We start from the raw sequence: 19,527 nt of genomic DNA, 5'->3' as shown, positions 1-19,527 counted from the left end.
TTTGCGCTTAAACATCACCATAAAATTAATGTTTTTTGCCAGCTTTTTACTGGCTATCCCGATGATAGGTTACAACTATATTTGGGATATGGAAAAGCACTTGCGCAAAGGCCAAGAGCAAACCTTAATGAACAATGCCAAAGCATTGGCAACAGCGTTACACGAGCGCGAAAATTTATTTAACAATCAGGCCAGCTATAAAGATGCCCTGGTGAAAGGCAAAGATTTTTTTCCCAGCCAAATTAATAAAGCAATAAAACTGGACGGCCTTGATAATGATTGGCTAGAACAGGCTAATGCCAAGAGTATCAACCGTTACAATCACCTTAACCAAATTAACTCAACTCTGAGCGAAGCAGAAATTAGTTTAAATTTTAGCTCGCAAATAGGTCGATATAAAGACTATGTATATGCGTTGTTAAACGTCACTGATGATCAGGTTTTATTTCGCCCTAAAAATGCCTTATCGGTTGTAGAAAATGATCATATTGAAATAGCGACACTCGATCAAAACCAAGAATTCTCTCGCTATGTTATCAGTAACCATAGCGCCGGATGGGTAAGCGCATTCAAGATGCCTGCTGCAGATATCGATGCACATCCCCAGAATGAAACGGCAATACAAGGCCAGTGGCAATTAACCGAAGACGGCTATATTGTTGAACTTAGAATTAAAAAAGCATTACTCGGTGAAAAGGTCGGCTTTAGTATTACCGACGTTGACTCTTTCGCAAAACCAATTCAAAAGATCGTAATTGGCACCGCCGATACTCAGAACTCGAATGATTTAGGTACACTTACGGTGCCTTCACCAAAAATTGAGAGCATTATTAAAGCAATGGGCCGCAGCCATTCAAAAATCAGAGTTGTCGATAAACATCAGCAATTATTAACTGAACATGGTGATATTCAAAATGCGGCTGGCGATTGGTCTGATAATAATTTTTATCTTGAAAAAGATACTTGGTTTAGTCAAATAAGAGATTTGATCATAAATCCGTTTTATCAATACTTTTTAACTAAACCGCCAAAAACATTTACTATTGAACAGTTTGAAAATCGTCGCCATAAAAACCGCCATGTTCAGGCGGCAATAAACACCGGAAAATTAACGTCAATGTGGTGGACAACCAATGACAATAAAGCGGTTATATTGTCTGCGGCACATCCTATTTATGTTGATAATCAAGTAAAGGGCGCAGTGATTGTTGAAGAAACCACTCATGGTATTCGCAGCATTCGTAATAAAGCGGTTGAAGGTATATTACTGACCAGTATTTTCATTTATTTATCGGTCGCGGCATTATTTCTCTATACGCTAAGATTGTCATTTCGTATTCGAAAATTGCGCAATCAAACCGAAGCTGTGGTTGATGAGCAAGGTAAAATAAAAGCTAACTTGCCCGGCACCAAAATAAACGATGAAATTGGCGATTTATCGAAGAGTTTTACCAATATAATTAGTCAACTTGGTCAATACAATAACTATCTGCAGCATATGTCGTCCCGCTTATCGCACGAGTTAAAAACGCCAATATCTGTGGTACGTTCGTCGCTTGAAATGATGGAAAATCAGCAGTTACCAGAAGATAACCAGGTTTACATGAAGCGTGCTAAAAATGGCATAAACCGCTTAAACTCAATGTTAATGGCGATGAGTGAAGCGACCCATTTAGAGCAAGCATTGGCAACATCTGAAAGTGATGAATTTGATCTTGCCGCACTGGTTGAAGGCTGTGGTCAAAGCTATCAACAAATTTATCAACAACAAAAGTTCAATTTAAACATTACCAGCAAACCTATTTTTATTAATGGCTGCGATGAGCATATAGCACAGCTGTTTGACAAGTTAATATCAAATGCCGTTGAGTTCAGTAACAATGGCGATGATATTAAGGTAAATTTAGCGCTAGACAATAGCAAAAAACAAGTAATGTTATCGATAGAAAACAAAGGGGCTTTGTTGCCTGAAAAGATGCAGGCCAATATTTTTGATGCCATGGTGTCGGTGCGCAATGAAGAGCAGAAAAAGCAGCCGCATTTAGGTATAGGTCTATACATTTGTAAATTGATCAGTGATCACCACGAAGGCTCTATAATTGCTGAAAATTTAGCGGATAACAGCGGAGTAAGGTTTATACTTACCTTACCTATAGCGAGACTACCTTAGATAACAGTAATTATGTGTGGACGTTTTTCAATAAATAAGCAACAGATAGAAACTTGGGTAACCAGTAATTTACTCAGTCCCTTTGCGTGTGTTGATAATAATGATTTATGCCCTAGCCAAACGGTAAGCACGATTATCAAAACTGCAGATAAATTGGCACAGCAGGATGCTCTGTGGGGCATCAAACCAGCATGGGCAAATAAGTTACTAATAAATGGTCAAGCTGAAAGTATTACTGAAAAACCAACGTTTAAACAAGCTTTTAAAAAACAGCGCTGCCTCATTCCTTTTTCAACTTGGTTTGAATGGAAAACTAATGAGCAAGGAAAGAAACAGAAGTTCCAGTTTGCGAGTAACGAAAATACACCTTTGCTGATGGCAGGAATTTATTATCAAGCTAAAGATGGTGATAAGCCTTTGCTAGTTACTCTGACGACCAAGCCTACCGAGCAGTGCGCCGAGTATCACAACAGAATGCCGCTGTTAATCGCAGATGATGCAATTAATGAATGGTTTAGTGAAGAGATAAACCAAGTTGCGCCATTACTATCTACAATAGAGCAACCATTTCAAATAACCGCATCTTAAATCGGTTTCGCTGATTAGTTTGCTTTTATTTCTTTTGAGTAATTATCTTCATTAATATCAAACTCTTTAGAATGAGTCATATACGGGTGATCTTCTAAAAAAATCTCAATGGCACGTTTGACTTTATTTCCGATAAAATCAATTTTGTCATCAAAGAAATTCTTACGGTGATCTTCAGAATCAAAAATTCCTATCACATCGCCATCAGGGCCAAATATTGGGCAACAAAGCTCTGATTTAACTTTTGCATCACAACGGTAATAAGGACCGACATGAGTATCAACATCGGGAATATAATATTGCTGTTTTTCCATGATCACACGAGTATTAATCGATTTTTCTAAATGTTCTTCTGAGATCTCAAACTCAGCTTTACTCATTTCACCGTTGTAAACGTATTTCACTAATTTATCACCGTGACGCAGGTAAATACCAAACCACAGTACGTCAGATTTAATGTGAATCCAGCGCACCAAACGATTTAAGCGAGCAAGTAAATCTAACAAGTTCGCTTTTTGTTCAGCACTATCAACGTATTGCATTAAGTCGTAGCTATTACCAGCAACCTTATAGATTGGACAAGTGCCATCAGCGTTTAACTCAGGTTCGATATAAGTTAACAAATGATCGTGATTATCAAGGCTGTTAATTGGTTCGTAAAGAACCCCTAAGATGTCGAATAAGCGCATTTGCTTTACCTATAATGTACTGTGTTAATAAATTATCAATTTAGATGTATAGACGTCTAAATAAGAAATTCATTATACAGAAGATTGCGGTGATGCCAACCTATTTTATTATTACCTCTTCATAGAGTAGAGCAGATTATAAATTACAGTGCTTGTGCATAAGCGATAAGAGGCTTGGTTAACAACTCAGGTAATTGATTCAACTCAACCCTATCGAGTAAGTTTTTAACCGCCAGGCCCAACTCAACATCACCTTCAATCAGTAATTTGCGTTTAAAGAACAAAGTGTCGGGATCAATCGTTTGTGATGCCAATAACACGAATGAATTGAAATCACCGCTGATCACCACATCGCTACGTTGTACGTTAATAGTATGATGAACACTTATCTTTTCACCCTCGACAGTAAAAAACCAAGATTTATTAAGGTCGGTTACTTTTATTTCTAAGAATACCCCATCAAGAAAGTCCAACTCACCGTCTTCCAGTTGTTCTTTAAGGACATGATTAATCGCCACAGTAATGACTTTACCTTGAATGGAGTCCGGAACAATATGAGCTGAAATATTAGCTATTTTAGGCAAGATTTGGCAAAGCTTATCAGGTAGATTCATGGCAACTCAAAAATAAAAGATTAGTAATGTTAATAACGCCAAGATAACAAATTATAAATATCGATTGTTTAATCCATATCAAATATAACCCTAACTAAACAGTTAAAATAATCTCGCATAATAATAACTAAGAGTATGAACCAACCATGGAGTTACTTTGCCCTGCCGGTAGTCTGCCTGCAGTAAAAACAGCCTTAGAGCATGGCGCTGATGCAATATTTATCGGCATGAATAATGAAACTAATGCCCGTCATTTTGCCGGCCTTAATTTTAATGATAAACGTATTTTGCAAGCTGCTAATTTAATTAATCAACAGAATAAAGATTTGCACATTGCCATTAATACCTTTGCCAAACCAGGCGAGTTCAAATCGTGGCAATATGCGGTAGACAAAGCCGTAGACATTGGCGCGAAAGCATTAATTATTGCAGACATGGCGGTGCTTGATTACGCCGCAGATAAATACCCTGATGCTGAAATTCATCTTTCAGTGCAGGCTTCAGCTACCAATAAAGCCGCTATCGATTTTTACCGCAATAACTTCAATATTCATCGTGTTGTATTACCAAGAGTTTTGTCACTTCAACAAGTAAAGCAGTTGTCTCGCCAAACGGATATTGAACTTGAAGTGTTTGCCTTTGGCAGCCTGTGCATTATGGCCGAAGGTCGCTGTTACTTATCATCTTATTTAACCGGCGAAAGCCCAAATACGGTAGGCGCTTGCTCACCGGCTAAATATGTAGACTGGCAACAGACCGAAAATGGCTTAGAATCGCGTTTAAATGATGTATTAATTGACCGCTACCAAGACGATGAAAACGCCGGTTACCCTACACTGTGTAAAGGCCGTTTTAAAGTAGATGATAATATTTATCATGCCCTCGAAGAGCCAACAAGTTTAAACACAATCGACTTAATCCCTGAACTTGCTAAAGCAAATATTGCCTCGGTAAAAATTGAAGGTCGTCAACGCAGTCCTGCTTACGTTGCGACTGTAACCAGATTGTGGCGCCAAGCTATAGATTCATACAATAAAGATCCTGAAAACTATCGAGCCGATCCTGCCTGGATGAACGAGCTTGGTAATATTTCAGAAGGCTCACAAACAACGTTAGGTGCTTATCACCGTGACTGGCAATAGGGGAAAAGTAATGAAATATTCATTAGGTGCAAATCAATTCTATTGGCCAAAAGCAAAGGTTGCAGAATTTTACCAACAAGCAGCATATTCAAATGCTGATATTATTTACTTGGGCGAAACTGTTTGCTCAAAACGAAGAGAGCTGCGGCAAAAAGATTGGTTGGAATTAGCAAAAGAGTTGGCTAATTCTAATAAACAGATTGTCTTGTCGACTATGGCATTATTAGAAGCGCCATCAGAAGTAGCAATTCTCAAAAAATATTGTGATAACGGTGAGTTTATTATTGAAGCCAACGATGTTGGCGCCATTGAATTTTGCCGACAAAATAAGGTGGAGTTTGTGTGTGGGCAAGCTATAAATGCCTACAATGGCCCCGCATTAAAGCGTTTAATTAACATGGGAATGAAACGTTGGGTGACGCCTGTAGAACTTGGTAGAGACTGGATAAAACAGACATTGGATGACTTGGCTAACCAAGGACTGCGCGAAAAATTTGAAGTTGAAACTCAATCATATGGGCATTTACCGTTGGCCTATTCAGCCCGCTGCTTTACCGCAAGAAGTGAAAACAAAAGTAAAGATGATTGTCAGCTTTGTTGTATAAATTATCCAAGTGGGCGCATTGCTGACAGCCAGGAAGATAAACAGCTGTTTGTATTAAATGGTATTCAAACCATGTCGGGCGATTGTTATGACCTAAGTAATGACATAACAAGTATGCAAGGCTTGATTGATATCATTCGTATAAGTCCGCAGGCAGAAAACACTTTCACTATACTTGATAATTTTATCGCTAAAGAACAACAACCAACCTTTGAGAAGCTGCCTTGCAACCACTCAAATGGCTACTGGCATCAAATTGCAGGAATGAATAGCGTTTAAACCATCTCACCTTAAAGAAGCAAGAGTAGAACCGGTACTGGTTCTACTCTTGTTTATTTTCACTTTCTAGCGTTTCATTGTTTCTGCATCTTGTTATACTTAAGCAAAAGTATCAGTAGAGATCAGCATGAGTTCGGTACAAAAAATACAAAATAATACCAATACCTTAATTATGGACGATGCAACCATCGATATCATTAATTTACGCTTGCGCACTTATATTGGCTTTAACCCCGAAGAAATAAGCAAACAGCAAGACATTGTCATAAATGCTCAAATACGTTACCCGGCAGGTAACGCCTGTACTACCGATGAAGCAGCACAAGCTTTAAATTATAAAACCATTACTAAAAAAATGATCAGTCATGTTGAAGGTGGCAATTTTAAACTGCTAGAAAAGCTAACTTCAGATTTATTAGAAATTGCCATGACGTCCAAGCTTGTTACCTTTGCAAAAGTTACGGTAGAGAAACCGCATGCGCTGCGATTCGCTGATTCGGTATCACTTACCTTAAGTGCCAAACGCCAGTAACTTATGATAGATAATGCAATAGTTATCACCGGTGGTGGGCAAAGATTAGGCTTGGCATTAGCAAAAGCTTTACACAGTAAACTCACGCCTGTTGTGATTACTTATAGAACAGAACGTGAATCAATTGCAGAATTACAAAAGCTTGGTATTACTTGTATCAAAGCCGACTTTTCCACTGACGCAGGAATTGATGACTTTAACCAGTACATACAAAACCATTATTCTTCATTAAAAGCCGTAATACATAACGCGTCAGATTGGTTAGCTGAAAGCACTACGGTTTCAGCTAGCGTAACCATGCAAACAATGATGCAAGTTCATGTGCAAGCGCCCTATCAGCTTAATTTAGCTTTTCAGCCTTTATTGGAAAACTATTATCAACAAAACTTGAGCACAGCCAGTATAATTCACTTAACCGACTTTGTTGTTGATAAAGGTAGTAAAAAGCATATAGCTTATGCCGCCAGTAAAGCTGCATTAGCCAATTTAACCTTGTCTTTTTCGGCCCTGTTAGCACCAAAGGTAAAAGTTAATTCGATTGCGCCATCGTTGTTAATGTTCAATGAAAGCGACAGCGAGAGTTATAAACAAAAAACCCTGCAGAAATCATTAATGCAAATTGCCCCCGGAGAAATTGAAGGGGTTGAAGCAGTGCAATATCTACTAAACAGTAGGTATATCACTGGCCATACACTACACTTAAACGGTGGCCGACACCTAGTTTAATCCGCTTGATTTAATTCGGTTGAGATTAAGCTAAGTATTGATAACAGAGAAAGAGATTATGAATAGCATGCAAGCAAAAAAACTGGCGAGCATTAGTAGTAACAAAGCAAGCAGTCCTGCGGCTAAAATTGTGCAACATGCATTAATTGCTGCGGGTTTAGAAACGCCTATGCATAGTAATAAAGAGCTTAGTAATGATGAAAAGTATCAAAAGATCAAACAGTCTTTTACCGATATTTGTGACACCTTAGGGTTAGATTTAACCGATGACAGCTTACAGGAAACACCGCATCGCATCGCAAAAATGTATGTGCAAGAAATTTTCTCTGGCCTTGATTATAGTAACTTTCCTAAAATCTCTGTTATTGAAAACAAAATGGCTAATGATGAAATGATCATGGTTAAAGATATAAATTTAACCAGTACTTGTGAACATCATTTTGTCACTATAGATGGCTTAGCGAAAGTTGCTTACATTCCGAAAGAGAAAATTATTGGCTTATCAAAAATCAATCGTCTGGTGCGATTTTTTGCTCAACGCCCACAAGTTCAAGAGCGCTTAACTCAACAAATTTTGATCTCATTAAAAGCCTTACTAGACACAGAACATGTTGCGGTAACAATCAATGCCGTGCATTATTGTGTGAAAGCTCGTGGCGTTATGGACTCAAACTCAAGTACCACTACAACAGCCCTAAGCGGTTGTTTTAAAAGTAACCCGGCGACACGCAGCGAATTTTTACAATAATACCAATTAGATAATCAATTTCCCCTGATATGGAACGCGTATGAAAAAAATAAAAAATGAACAGGCTTTATTAAAAATAGCCCTTAGTGTTGGTGAAAAGTACGCAATTAACCGTGGTTTCAAAAGCTTTGGTGCAACCGATGCAGCGAAACAAAAAGTTGAGGCGCTATATCGTTTATTAGTACAAGATAAACTAGTCCACCCATTACCTGAAGATCAGGAAGACCTGTTAAGCATGAAACATAAGCTTGCACTGTGGATCCAGAAACAACTTCCAGAAGGCCACGAATTACTAAAATAGTTTTACTATTTGCCTACCCTATCATATTCAAAATCCTTGTATTGATTGATTTTTATACTACTCTAAGGTTGATAATTATCAATGCTTGGATGCAATGAGCTTCCTTGATGAAATATTTTGCAACATTTCATTAACATTTCTCATAGAAATAGCACTATTTTCCGCTTAAAATTATTGCCTGGAAAAATGCCCCTTTAACATTTATTAATAATGTTTTTACACTAGTTGGATCAACCATGAAATTTAAGCCTTGGCTCATCACCTTGTTTCTATTAACTATTACCTTATTTAGTTTATATCATTACAAGCAATTACTGATGTCGCCACCAACTGCGGCTGAGCAACAATTTGAACCTTCAGCAACCGTCGATGCGATAAAGGCAGCCTCAATTGAGTTTCAAAAAACAACACAAGTAAGTGGTGAAGTTAAAGCGGTAAAACAACTTGAATTAAAAAATGAATTGGCCGGAAAAATTATTGCTCTTAATTTGGTATCAGGCAGCGTGGTAGAAAAAGGGCAAATACTGGTCGAGCTTCAGCACACTGAAGAAAAAGCTAAATTAATTGCCGCGAATGCTCAACTAACGTTAAGCAAGCATAATCTGACACGTTACACTACATTAAAAGAAAGTAATGAAGTAAGCCAAGAATTAGTCGATCAAGCCCATGCTGACTATGCGTTGGCGCACTCCAATGTAACTTTATTACAAGATAGTATTTCTAAAAAAATTATCAAGGCGCCATTTACCGCCGTTGTTGGTATCAACAATTTGGAAGTTGGACAATACCTGGACAACAATACCTTGATCAATACCTTGGTAGGAGTTGATGACTACCTCTGGATTGATTTTTCTTTGCCGCAAACTTATAACGATTTGCCACTTCACACCACAGTTTTGATCAACAAAGTAGGCTCTCGTACAAATCAGATTAAGGGACAGATCATTGCCATCAATCCCACATTATCGGCCAACTCTCGTCATTTAAAATATCGCGCCAAAATATTGAAAGCTGAATTACCTTTGCGCCCTAATACTCTGGTAAATGTTACGGTTGCCGTAGAAGATAGTAAAAGTCGGATAGCTATTCCTGATTTAGCTCTAACCCATGATCAATTTGGTGATTATGTTTTTGTACTGCAACCTGAAGCAGGTGGTAGTTATCGAGCTGAACGTCAAAAAGTAGTTGTGTTAGAGCGTATAGCAGAGCAAGCAATAATAAGTAGTGGTTTGCTCAAAGATCAGATCATTGCCACCGATGGCGCCTTTAAACTGCAAACGGGCATGAAAGTATTTATCAATAAATTAATTGACGGGTAAAGGTTAGTCTGATGTTCAACACCTTAAAAACTAAAAATAGTGTTATGGATATTTTTGTCCGTCGCCCGGTAATGGCAGTTGTATTATCTATTGTGATCTGTCTTTCTGGACTATGGGCAGTTTTCAATATACCGGTGATCCAATTTCCACAAATGGAAAGCTCGTCACTAGTGATTGACACATACTATACCGGAGCATCGGCAAAGGTCGTAAAAGGCTTCATTAGTGATCCTATAGAACGTGTTGCTTCAACAATACCCGGTGTTGATTATGTTGACTCGGTTACCACTTCAGGAACAAGCAAAGTAACTGCCTGGCTTAAACTTAATGAAGACAGTACAAGAGCGTTAGCAGAGCTAAATACTAAACTAAGCCAAATTCGATTTGAATTACCACAAGGCGCACAAGATCCTGCCGTTTCAGTAGTTAGAACCGATCGAACGTTTGCCGCTTTTTATCTGAATGTAAGCTATGGCGATTTAAATAAGTCTCAGGTATCTGATTATTTAAATCGGCAAGTGAACCCTATTTTAAATAATGTTGAGGGTGTGCAACGAGTACAATTAGAAGGCGGCAGAATACCGGCAATGCGAGTAAACCTCGATACAGCTAAATTAGCTACTTTTAATCTCAGTACGGATGAAGTGTTTAATGCCTTAAGAAATAACAACTCTATTGCAACTATGGGTTACAGCCAAAATTCAAGACAACGCATTGACATAGTAACCAATTCTCAACTTTCAACGGTGCAAGGTTTTGAAAACTTAGTGGTTAAACGCATAGACAACGACGTTATTTATTTAAAAGATATTGCACAAATAACCTTAGGCGCAGAAGAAGCGAATATAAGCGCTAGAATAAACCATAGCGATACAGTTTATATTTCAGTTTGGCCATTACCCGGCGCCAATGAAATCACCATTGGTAATGGCTTGTATAAAGCTGTTGACGAAATTAACTTAACTTTGCCACACGGAATGAAAGTTGAATTTGCCTATGACGGCACTTTATATATGCGTGATGCATTAAAAGAAATTGTAATCACCTTATTAGAAACCATTACCATTGTCGGTTTAGTTGTTCTTTTCTTAATGGGCTCTTTCAGGGCTGCGTTAGTGCCTTTGATTACTATACCTATATCAATTTTAGGTGCCATTGCAGCAATGTCGTTAATGGGGTTTTCATTAAACTTGTTAACCGTATTAGCTATTGTTTTGTGTGTTGGTTTAGTGGTAGATGACGCTATTGTAGTGGTTGAAAATGTGTCACGATTCATGCGCGAAGGGATGAGCAGAAGACAAGCGGCGTTACTTAGTGCAAGACAGTTACTGGTGCCAATTATATCAATGACATTAACCTTGGCAGCCGTATATGCTCCCATCGGCTTCTTATCTGGGTTAACAGGGATGTTATTTAAAGAGTTTGCTTTTACTTTAGCTATAGCCGTTATCATTTCTGGCGTGGTGGCAATCACTTTATCACCAATAATGAGTGCGCATGTATCTGCTAAAGGTGGAGAAGAAGGAAAACTAACCATTAAGGTGAATAATATATTCACTAAATTGCAAAATACTTACGCCAAGCTTTTAAACAAAATATTTGATGTTAAATATCAGGTTTTCTTTATTGCCATAATTATAAGTTTATTGGCAGTGCCGTTTTATTTGTTTTCAGCAAAAGAGTTGGCGCCTATAGAAGATCAAAGCCAAATTATTATCATTGTGCAATCACCACCACAATCATCGTTAGAATATAACGTTGAAAATACCACTAAAATGGTTGACGGCTTGCTGGCAATCCCAAACGCAACAGAAATGTGGCAGGTAATATTTAATAGTGGTGGCTTTGGTGGCTTAGGTTTTGTGAAGCCGAACCAACGTGATGAAAACATTGCTGAACTCGTTCCTCCTGTGTATATGAATTTGGTTCAAAACTCTGGTTTGAATTCACTGCCAATATTACCCCCCTCTTTACCAACCGCAGGACAATTTGATGTTGAAATAGTATTAAAATCATCATCGCCTTATGAAGAAATGAAAGTATATGCCGACCAACTTGTTGGCAGTGCAATGAAAAGTGGTATGTTCTTGTTTGCCGATTCTGATCTAAAAATAGATTTGCCAAAAATAGAATTGAAAATTGATCGAACAAAACTTGCTGATTTTGATTTGGACTTTAATGATGTGAACCAACAATTAAGTGTGTTCTTATCAAGTAATTACGTTAACCGCTTTGATTCAAACGGTAAAGCATATCAAGTTATTCCTATGGTTGAGAGCGAAGTAAGAGGTAAACCAGAAAACATTCTGCACCTAAATATAAAGCTGGCCAATGGCGGGTTCATTCCGGTATCTAGCTTTGCCTCATTAAATTGGGTGACAGGTCCTAGGCAACTTACCACTTTTAGCCAAGTAAATTCAGTGAAAATTTATGGTGGTTTGTTACCAGGATTTAGTAAAGAAGAGGCATTAACTGCCATTGAGCAAGTTGCCCAAGATATTTTACCAAAATCCTATCGACTTGATTATGCTGGGGAGTCACGGCAAATCAGGAAAGAAGGCAATACATTAGTGACAGTATTAATGGTGTCATTAATTATCGTTTTTTTGATTTTGGCGGTGCAGTTTAATAGTTTTAGTGATCCGCTTGTTGTATTACTAGGTTGTGTGCCATTAGCTCTCTCTGGCGCTTTATTAATACCGTTTATAGAATTAACTACAGTAAACATTTACTCACAAATTGGTCTAATTACTCTTGTTGGCCTGATCACCAAAAATGGTATTTTAATTGTTGAATTTGCCAATCATGTTCAAGAGCAAGGCAAGAGTAAATTTGAAGCAGTTATTATTGCAGCAACAACGAGATTACGACCAATTTTGATGACAACTGGTGCTACCGTTTTTGGTCATTTCCCTTTAGTTTTGGTAACCGGAGCGGGGGCCGAAGCTCGTAACAGTATTGGCATTATATTAGTTGCAGGCATGCTTATTGGTACTGTATTTACACTAATCGTATTACCAATATTTTATTTATGGTTTGCTAAAAATCGTGAAAAACTAACTGGTGATGAATTACTTTCCGCACAAACATTTACTTAATTAGTGCTAGAGTATTCATCAATAAGCGCTTCTTAACGAAGCGTTTATTTAAAATAAAACGCTAATACAATTACTTAACAGTACTCGTTTTACCCAATAAATATACCTATGCAGCAATAGATCAAAATCCAGAATCTTTACTATACTTAGGTACCCCTTAGCTTTTGTGCTCTGGTAACTCTCTGCACCTGCTAAGACAGTATGTTGTTCACAATTGGTAAAGGAGGGTATTATGAAGTTTACCAAATTGTCGATTATCGCCCTATTAATAGGGATATCACCTGCAACTTTTGCTAGCCAGTATAAGTTTGTTGCTTCTGATGATCATCCGTTAACTAAAGTTTGTGTGGCAGCTGTTCAAGACAATTTGCTTCGCTATACGAGAACGGTTAAAAATAATGGTTTTACTTATCAGGTAATTGCCAATCATCTTAAGTGTAATGAACAGAACATCGCTGATTTCGCATATTCTTATAATTCACTACGAACGGCAAAATTTATCAATGCTTACAAGAAAAATCCGGTGTCTTTTACTGAAATTGCGCAATACGTGCCTGCAGATAAGGCTCAAGACATCGTGGTTATTAAGGTAAGTTCAAGGTAGACAGCCAAGTTTCAGCCGTTAATAAATTTTAAATTAACGGTTGGAACAATTCGCTTAAACAGCATTTTATTCACGAATAACATTTCGTTTCTGCCTAAAAAAACATACAACTTATAGTCTATACTTAACCCACTTTTATAAAGGAGTTAATTATGTCTAACGAATACCCGTGGGCATTATCCATGCACCAAATTGAAAGTTGTAGCTGCAGTCATGGATGTGGATGCCAATTCGGCGGTTTCCCTAGTAGTGATAATGGCGGTTGTGATGCAATTTTAGGCTGGCAGGTGATAAAAGGCCATTTTAACGATCTAGATTTATCTGGGTTAAAAGCGGTGTTTGTCGCTATGTGGCCAAAAGCTATGCATGATGGCGGTGGCAAAGGCGCACTATTTATTGATAGAGTCGCCACTGAAGAGCAAGTAACGGCTTTAGCAACTATTTTCTCAGGCCAAGCTGGCGGCATGCCGGTTGAAGCCATAGCAACACTATTTTCAGAATTCGATGGTCCAATAATTAGTGATATTGAAATGGATCCCCAAGATCATACGTCAACCGTCTCTATTTCAGGTATTCTAGAAGCGGGTCAAACCCCGCATATAAACCCGGTAACAGGTGAAGAAAATAGAGTTCATATCACCTTTCCTGGTGGCGGTTTTATGTGGAATGATGGCTTTGTTGGCAAAACAACATCGTTAAAGGTAGAGCATGGCAATTTATCGTTTAATTATTCAGACACCTTTGCGGCAAAAGCAACTGTTAACTGGCCTAATGCTTAACGTGTAGAGTTTACGATTGCAAAATATTGTTAATAAATGCTTAGTATTAATGACCATAGGCCTGCTCATTTATTTGAGCTGGTATTACATGCTTTACGGTATGACCATGAATATGGCTCCTGTAGCTACTTGGTCGAATGCTGATATTGCTCTTTTGTTTATGATGTGGGCGATAATGATGGCTGGCATGATGCTGCCGTCTGCTCTGCCCGTTATTTTGCTCATCAATAAAATCAACCAACAACGACAACAAAACGGGGCTAGCTACACCCCTACTATATTCTTTTCTTTGGGTTACCTAATTGCCTGGACAGTTTATAGCTTAGCAATCACCATTGTACAAACCTGGCTACATCACCTAGAGCTTCTTAGCCCAATGATGAATAGTGCTAACCTGAAATTTAGTGCCATTATCTTAATAATTGCCGGTATTTATCAATTCACGCCGTTAAAACAGCAATGTTTAAAACTATGTCGTTCGCCACTTTCTCTACTGACAGGAGACTGGCAAGCGGGTATAAAAAGTGCTATCAGCTTAGGCATTAAACATGGCAGCTATTGTGTGGGTTGTTGTTGGTTTTTAATGGCTATTTTATTTGTTACCGGAGTGATGAACTTACAATGGATTTTAGTACTTACCTTAGTTGTGCTGGTAGAAAAGGCATTTCCAAAAGGTGAAATAATTAGTAAATATTTAGGAGGATTATTAATATTGCTTGGACTTAGTTATTTATTCTAAAAACATTGTCCCGCTCAACCATTATTCTTGATGAATTCAATCGAATGTTGATTAAATTCTTTTGGCTTTTCAACATTACATACATGACCACAATCACTAATTTCGGTGAGTTGACTGCTTTTGTGCCTAGCGACCATTTCTTTCACCGGACGCATAAACATATAATCATTCTTACCCATCAAATATAGCGTCGGTTTGTTGATTTCATTTTCTTTGTAAAACTTCATTAAGGGGTTTACATCGGCAGCTAATTTGAACCAGCGCTTAAACTCTTTTTGACAAAGCTTTCTCGCATCTTTAATAAACATGCTACGTGATTCTACCTGACCTTTTTGCGGCATTAAAATATAGGCAAATAGTCGGTACAGCCACATATAAGGCATTACGTGCTTAAAAAAGTCGCCAAGCTTCACCAGCGTATTCGAGCGAAAATCAAAACGAGTCACCGCTCCACCCAGCACCATTGTTTTAACTCTATTTGGCGCAAGCTCTGCCAGCTTTTGAATTAGTATAGTACCCAGAGAGATCCCGACAAAGTGAGCACCTTTTATTTTTAAATGATCGAGCACTTGCACAATATCAAGGGCAACGTCATTAAAGGTATATCCACTCTTGAGTAACTCTTTAAAAGTAACAGCTGCTGAACGGCCATGACCGCGTAAATCAATAAAGACTAAATTAAAATGCTTTTTGTACTCTTTAATTTGCTTAAACCAAATTGACGAACTGCCGCCAGCACCATGCACAAAAACGACCCATTCTTTACTAGACGGGTGGATAATTGTTTTATGGAATAACATCGAGTTCGATGACAGGGGTGCAATACTACTCATAGACAAGAAGTATACAGGGATTTATTTAGGACAAAAAGGTCGGCTTAATTATTTTTATTAAATTTTTGCTTTTATTTCACAGTTAAAATCTTATACCATGAAGCAATGACAACGATATCATTAATTGTTAGTTTAAAATAATAATTGCAAGAAGGCGAAAAATGCGAACTTTATCAAAACTAGTCGTTTTATGTATCAGCTTTATTTTTTGTGAGGCTGTTGCTATAGAACCCCCTTTGAACGTTTTATTCATTACTGTTGATGATATGAACAATGACTTGGGTCTATATGGGCATCCTCTGGTTAAAAGCCCGAATATCGATGCGCTTGCTAACAATGGAGCTGTTTTTACCAAAGCGTATAGTCAGGCACCACTGTGTACACCAAGTAGAGCAAGCTTTATGACGGGTTTATATCCTGATCAGACAGGTGTTATCGCCCATGGCTCACACACGCAATTAACTTCGCACTTTCGCCCGCATATTCCCAACGTAACAACTATGCCGCAAATGTTTAAGCAACAGGGGTACTTTACCGCAAGAGTTGGTAAGATTTATCATCAAGGGGTCCCAAATCAAATTGGTACTTCTGGCGCAGATGATGAATTATCTTGGCATGAAGCGGTTAACCCAATTGGTGTTGATAAGGCAACATTAGAGCCTAAAGTTAAATCATTTAACCCTGATGCGTTAAAAAATCAATCGTTTGGTGGTGTTTTAAGTTTTCTTGCAACTCAAGAAGGCGATGAACTGCACACCGATGGCATAGTGGCTAATGAAACAATCAAACTATTAAAAGAGCACCACCCTAGCAAAACAGGTAAGCCATTTTTTATTGGCGCTGGTTTTTACCGCCCGCATACACCTTTTGTAGCCCCACAAAAATACTTTGACCTTTATGAGCTAGAAAACATCAAACCATATGTTGCGCCAAAAAACGATCGTTATGACATCCCTGCCATTGCATTAAAAGATAGGCCCCACCAACGTAGTTTAACCATTGAACAACGAAAAAAAATTATTCGAGGTTACTATGCGGCAATTAGTTATGTAGATGCTCAAATAGGTAGGGTTATGGATGTACTTGAAGAGTTAGAACTAGCAGATAACACTATAGTCGTATTTTTGTCAGATCATGGCTATGAACTTGGTCAACACGACTTGTGGCAAAAGGGCAGTTTATTTGAGGGCTCAGCCCGTACACCAATGATAATTAAAGTACCCAAAATCACCAAGGGCCATAATGTTATCAATGCCCCAACCGAACTATTAGACATATACCCTACCCTGGCAGCATTAACCAATTTAACACCGCCAGCATATTTACAAGGTTTTGACTTAACGCCAAGCTTAGAAGACACCACTCAAGTTGTTAGAACATCTGCATACTCAACAATTTTAAATCGTAACCGCGGAGAAAATGGTGAATATGCTTATACAAAAATTAGGGGGCATTCAATACGTACCGACAGGTACCGTTATAGTGAATGGGGTGATGGCATCATGGGTGCTGAATTATACGATCATCACAACGACCCTGAAGAATTAAAAAATCTATCAGACAAAACACAACTAGAAGAAGTTAGAATAAAACTTAAATGGTTACTTGATGATGCTATAAAGAAAGCACAAACACGCATCAGAGAAATTGAATAAATAGACTTTTTAAAACACTAGAAACAAAAAACCTAGCAATAGCTAGGTTTTAAATGGTACCGGAAGCCGGACTTGAACCGGCACGCCCGAAGGCAACGGATTTTGAATCCGTCGTGTCTACCAATTCCACCACTCCGGCAACACATGCTCAACTGTGTAAGTTGATGAGTGGCATTATAGATTACTTGTATTAACTCGCAAGCGTTTTTTTTGAGTTGTGGTTTATCTGCTTATGTTTTGTACAAATCAATGGTTAACATGCATAAAAACAACTTTGCTATTACTTTTACATTTGGATAACAGAGTTAATTTTCAGTTCGTGTATTATTAAACACAGTTAACTTTATATAGTTTTCCTCCCTGAAATGCTATTTTTTATGCCACCTTCTTAGGTGGCATTTTTTTTGCCTGTAAAAAAGCTTGAATGGTTGATTTTAGATTACCGCCTACGCGGAAATGACGTAAATAAGGTATGACTGTATTAGATTTGGATGTTTGCATTCCCTCACCCTTGATGTGAGCCGACTTAATTGCCATCCATGGCAAGTCGGCATTCCATCATCCTTGATGTAAAAAAAGGCGACTTAGATAGTCGCCTTTGATAGTTATAAAAACAGTTACTTTTTATTGGCTTTAGCTTCGTCACTCCAGCCTTGTGTTTCACGCGCTTTTTTCTTACGCTCGGTATAAGTTAGCTTGCGTTTACCAGCAAACGGGTTAGCTGTACCTCTAAACTCTACTTTAATTGGTGTGCCCATAATTTTAAGTGATTTACGGAAATAGTTAATTAAGTAGCGTTTGTACGACAACGGTAAGCTATCTACCAAGTTACCGTGAATAACAATTAATGGCGGGTTATAACCACCAGCATGAGCATACTTAAGCTTAATTCGATTACCACGAACCAACGGCGGTTGATGATCAAACGCCGCCATTTCCAATATTTTCGTCAGCATCGCAGTTGAAGTTCGTTTAGTTGCAGAGTCGAATGCTTCTTCAACCGATTCGAACAAGTTACCAACACCAGTGCCATGCAAGGCTGAAATAAAATGAATACGGGCAAAATCAATAAAGCCCAAACGGCGATCAAGCTCAGATTTAACTCGGTCTTTAATGTCAGTATCTAAACCATCCCACTTATTAATAACAAGTACTAATGAGCGACCAGACTCAAGCACAAAACCTAATAGGCTTAAATCTTGGTCTGTAATACCGTCACGCGCGTCGATAAGTAACATAACTACATTCGAGTCTTGAATGGCTTGTAGGGTTTTAATAACGGAGAACTTCTCTACAGCATCGGTCATATTTTTACGACGGCGCACACCAGCAGTATCAATTAAAGTATATTCGCGATCGCCACGTTCCATTGGAATGTATACGCTATCACGCGTAGTACCTGGCATATCATAAACAACAACCCGTTCTTCACCTAGTATGCGGTTAGTTAGTGTTGACTTACCTACATTTGGCTTACCGATAATGGCCAGTTTGATTTTATCGTCTTGTTGCGTTTCTGCAGAGTCATCATATTCTTCGCCTTCGGCTAAATCGATAATCTCAGTTTCTTCAACCTGTGCAGAAAGTTCTTCAATATGTGGCGCCAAGGCTAAATTAATTAACTGAGTAACACCGCGATTATGGGCAGCGGCAATAGGATGCACTTCACCTAAACCGATGTCGTAAAACTCAGCTACGGCAGAGTCAGCGTCAACGCCATCGATTTTATTGGCAACCAAGAAAACTTTTTTACTTTGCTTGCGTAAATGCTCACTTATCGCAATATCGGCAGAAGTTGAACCTGTCCGGGCGTCTACCATGAACAGTACTGCATCAGCTTCTTCAATTGCTAGAAGAGATTGCTCTGCCATTTTGGCGTCAATGCCTTGCTCATTACCTTCAATACCACCAGTATCAATAACAATGAACGGCAAACCTTCAACGTTCGCTTGGCCGTATTGTCGATCACGGGTTAAACCAGGGTAATCAGCAACTAGTGCATCACGTGTGCGAGTTAAGCGGTTAAATAATGTTGATTTACCAACATTTGGGCGCCCAACCAGGGCTACAACAGGAAGCATGGCTACCTCAAAAAATTAGATATAGA

Annotated in this window: 18 protein-coding genes and 1 tRNA gene; 14 read left to right on the top strand and 5 right to left on the bottom strand. The window is 38.4% G+C overall.

Going from position 1 to position 19,527, the window contains the following annotated elements; translation table 11 throughout:
- Position 1: 1 nt before the first annotated feature.
- The gene (gene pdsS / locus RI844_RS18075) at positions 2–2,170 is read left to right on the top strand and encodes a proteobacterial dedicated sortase system histidine kinase (RefSeq protein ID WP_348396037.1); all 2,169 of its coding nucleotides are present in this window, start codon (positions 2–4) and stop codon (positions 2,168–2,170) included.
- A gap of 12 nt (positions 2,171–2,182) precedes the next feature.
- The gene (locus RI844_RS18070) at positions 2,183–2,758 is read left to right on the top strand and encodes an SOS response-associated peptidase (protein WP_348396036.1); all 576 of its coding nucleotides are present in this window, start codon (positions 2,183–2,185) and stop codon (positions 2,756–2,758) included.
- 14 nt (positions 2,759–2,772) lie between these two features.
- Here RI844_RS18070 and RI844_RS18065 read toward each other — a convergent pair whose 3' ends face one another.
- A complete protein-coding gene (locus RI844_RS18065) occupies positions 2,773–3,447 on the bottom strand; it encodes a GAF domain-containing protein (RefSeq protein WP_348396035.1) in 675 nt (224 codons plus the stop codon).
- 143 nt (positions 3,448–3,590) lie between these two features.
- Entirely contained in the window at positions 3,591–4,061 is a 471-nt protein-coding gene (ubiT, locus tag RI844_RS18060; RefSeq protein ID WP_348396034.1) for a ubiquinone anaerobic biosynthesis accessory factor UbiT, read from the bottom strand.
- Between the two features lie 146 nt (positions 4,062–4,207).
- Here ubiT and ubiU point away from each other — a divergent pair, with 146 nt between their 5' ends.
- The 11 genes from ubiU (at position 4,208) to RI844_RS18005 (ending at position 14,932) form a co-directional block, all read left to right on the top strand.
- A complete protein-coding gene (gene ubiU, locus RI844_RS18055; protein ID WP_348396033.1) occupies positions 4,208–5,203 on the top strand; it encodes a ubiquinone anaerobic biosynthesis protein UbiU in 996 nt (331 codons plus the stop codon).
- A gap of 10 nt (positions 5,204–5,213) precedes the next feature.
- Complete coding sequence (locus RI844_RS18050) at positions 5,214–6,086, top strand: U32 family peptidase (RefSeq protein WP_348396032.1); 873 nt, start codon at positions 5,214–5,216, stop codon at positions 6,084–6,086.
- 172 nt (positions 6,087–6,258) lie between these two features.
- Entirely contained in the window at positions 6,259–6,618 is a 360-nt protein-coding gene (gene folX, locus RI844_RS18045; protein ID WP_348398386.1) for a dihydroneopterin triphosphate 2'-epimerase, read from the top strand.
- A gap of 3 nt (positions 6,619–6,621) precedes the next feature.
- The gene (gene folM / locus RI844_RS18040; RefSeq protein ID WP_405054425.1) at positions 6,622–7,344 is read left to right on the top strand and encodes a dihydromonapterin reductase; all 723 of its coding nucleotides are present in this window, start codon (positions 6,622–6,624) and stop codon (positions 7,342–7,344) included.
- A 67-nt stretch (positions 7,345–7,411) separates the two neighbouring features.
- Positions 7,412–8,092 carry a GTP cyclohydrolase I FolE gene (folE, locus tag RI844_RS18035; protein WP_348398384.1) on the top strand — a complete coding sequence of 227 codons (681 nt, stop codon included), beginning with the start codon at positions 7,412–7,414 and terminating at the stop codon, positions 8,090–8,092.
- 40 nt (positions 8,093–8,132) lie between these two features.
- The gene (locus tag RI844_RS18030) at positions 8,133–8,393 is read left to right on the top strand and encodes a DUF5062 family protein (protein ID WP_348396031.1); all 261 of its coding nucleotides are present in this window, start codon (positions 8,133–8,135) and stop codon (positions 8,391–8,393) included.
- A gap of 236 nt (positions 8,394–8,629) precedes the next feature.
- Positions 8,630–9,712, top strand: a complete 1,083-nt coding sequence (locus tag RI844_RS18025) for an efflux RND transporter periplasmic adaptor subunit (RefSeq protein WP_348396030.1) — start codon at positions 8,630–8,632, stop codon at positions 9,710–9,712.
- 11 nt (positions 9,713–9,723) lie between these two features.
- Entirely contained in the window at positions 9,724–12,810 is a 3,087-nt protein-coding gene (locus tag RI844_RS18020) for an efflux RND transporter permease subunit (protein ID WP_348396029.1), read from the top strand.
- A 232-nt stretch (positions 12,811–13,042) separates the two neighbouring features.
- Positions 13,043–13,414, top strand: a complete 372-nt coding sequence (locus RI844_RS18015) for a DUF3718 domain-containing protein (protein WP_348396028.1) — start codon at positions 13,043–13,045, stop codon at positions 13,412–13,414.
- A gap of 152 nt (positions 13,415–13,566) precedes the next feature.
- Complete coding sequence (locus tag RI844_RS18010; protein WP_348396027.1) at positions 13,567–14,193, top strand: DUF1326 domain-containing protein; 627 nt, start codon at positions 13,567–13,569, stop codon at positions 14,191–14,193.
- 16 nt (positions 14,194–14,209) lie between these two features.
- The gene (locus RI844_RS18005) at positions 14,210–14,932 is read left to right on the top strand and encodes a DUF2182 domain-containing protein (RefSeq protein ID WP_348396026.1); all 723 of its coding nucleotides are present in this window, start codon (positions 14,210–14,212) and stop codon (positions 14,930–14,932) included.
- A 14-nt stretch (positions 14,933–14,946) separates the two neighbouring features.
- Here the strand turns inward: RI844_RS18005 and RI844_RS18000 are convergent, their stop codons facing one another.
- Positions 14,947–15,765 (bottom strand): alpha/beta fold hydrolase, encoded by an 819-nt coding sequence (locus RI844_RS18000; RefSeq protein WP_348396025.1) that lies wholly within the window; start codon positions 15,763–15,765, stop codon positions 14,947–14,949.
- 236 nt (positions 15,766–16,001) lie between these two features.
- Between RI844_RS18000 and RI844_RS17995 the strand changes: the two genes are divergently transcribed.
- Positions 16,002–17,420: a sulfatase gene (locus RI844_RS17995; RefSeq protein ID WP_348396024.1), complete on the top strand. Its 1,419-nt coding sequence runs from the start codon at positions 16,002–16,004 to the stop codon at positions 17,418–17,420.
- A gap of 54 nt (positions 17,421–17,474) precedes the next feature.
- Here RI844_RS17995 and RI844_RS17990 read toward each other — a convergent pair.
- Together RI844_RS17990 and der are read right to left on the bottom strand one after the other, a co-directional pair.
- Positions 17,475–17,559, bottom strand: a tRNA-Leu gene (locus RI844_RS17990).
- Positions 17,560–18,037: 478 nt separating this feature from the next.
- The gene (gene der / locus RI844_RS17985) at positions 18,038–19,501 is read right to left on the bottom strand and encodes a ribosome biogenesis GTPase Der (RefSeq protein ID WP_348396023.1); all 1,464 of its coding nucleotides are present in this window, start codon (positions 19,499–19,501) and stop codon (positions 18,038–18,040) included.
- Between the last annotated feature and the right edge of the window lie 26 nt (positions 19,502–19,527).

It is taken from the genome of Thalassotalea fonticola (assembly GCF_032911225.1).
GTDB lineage: Bacteria > Pseudomonadota > Gammaproteobacteria > Enterobacterales > Alteromonadaceae > Thalassotalea_A > Thalassotalea_A fonticola.
Note: the sequence above shows the minus strand (reverse complement) of the source record. Positions and strands in the feature narration are given on the sequence as shown.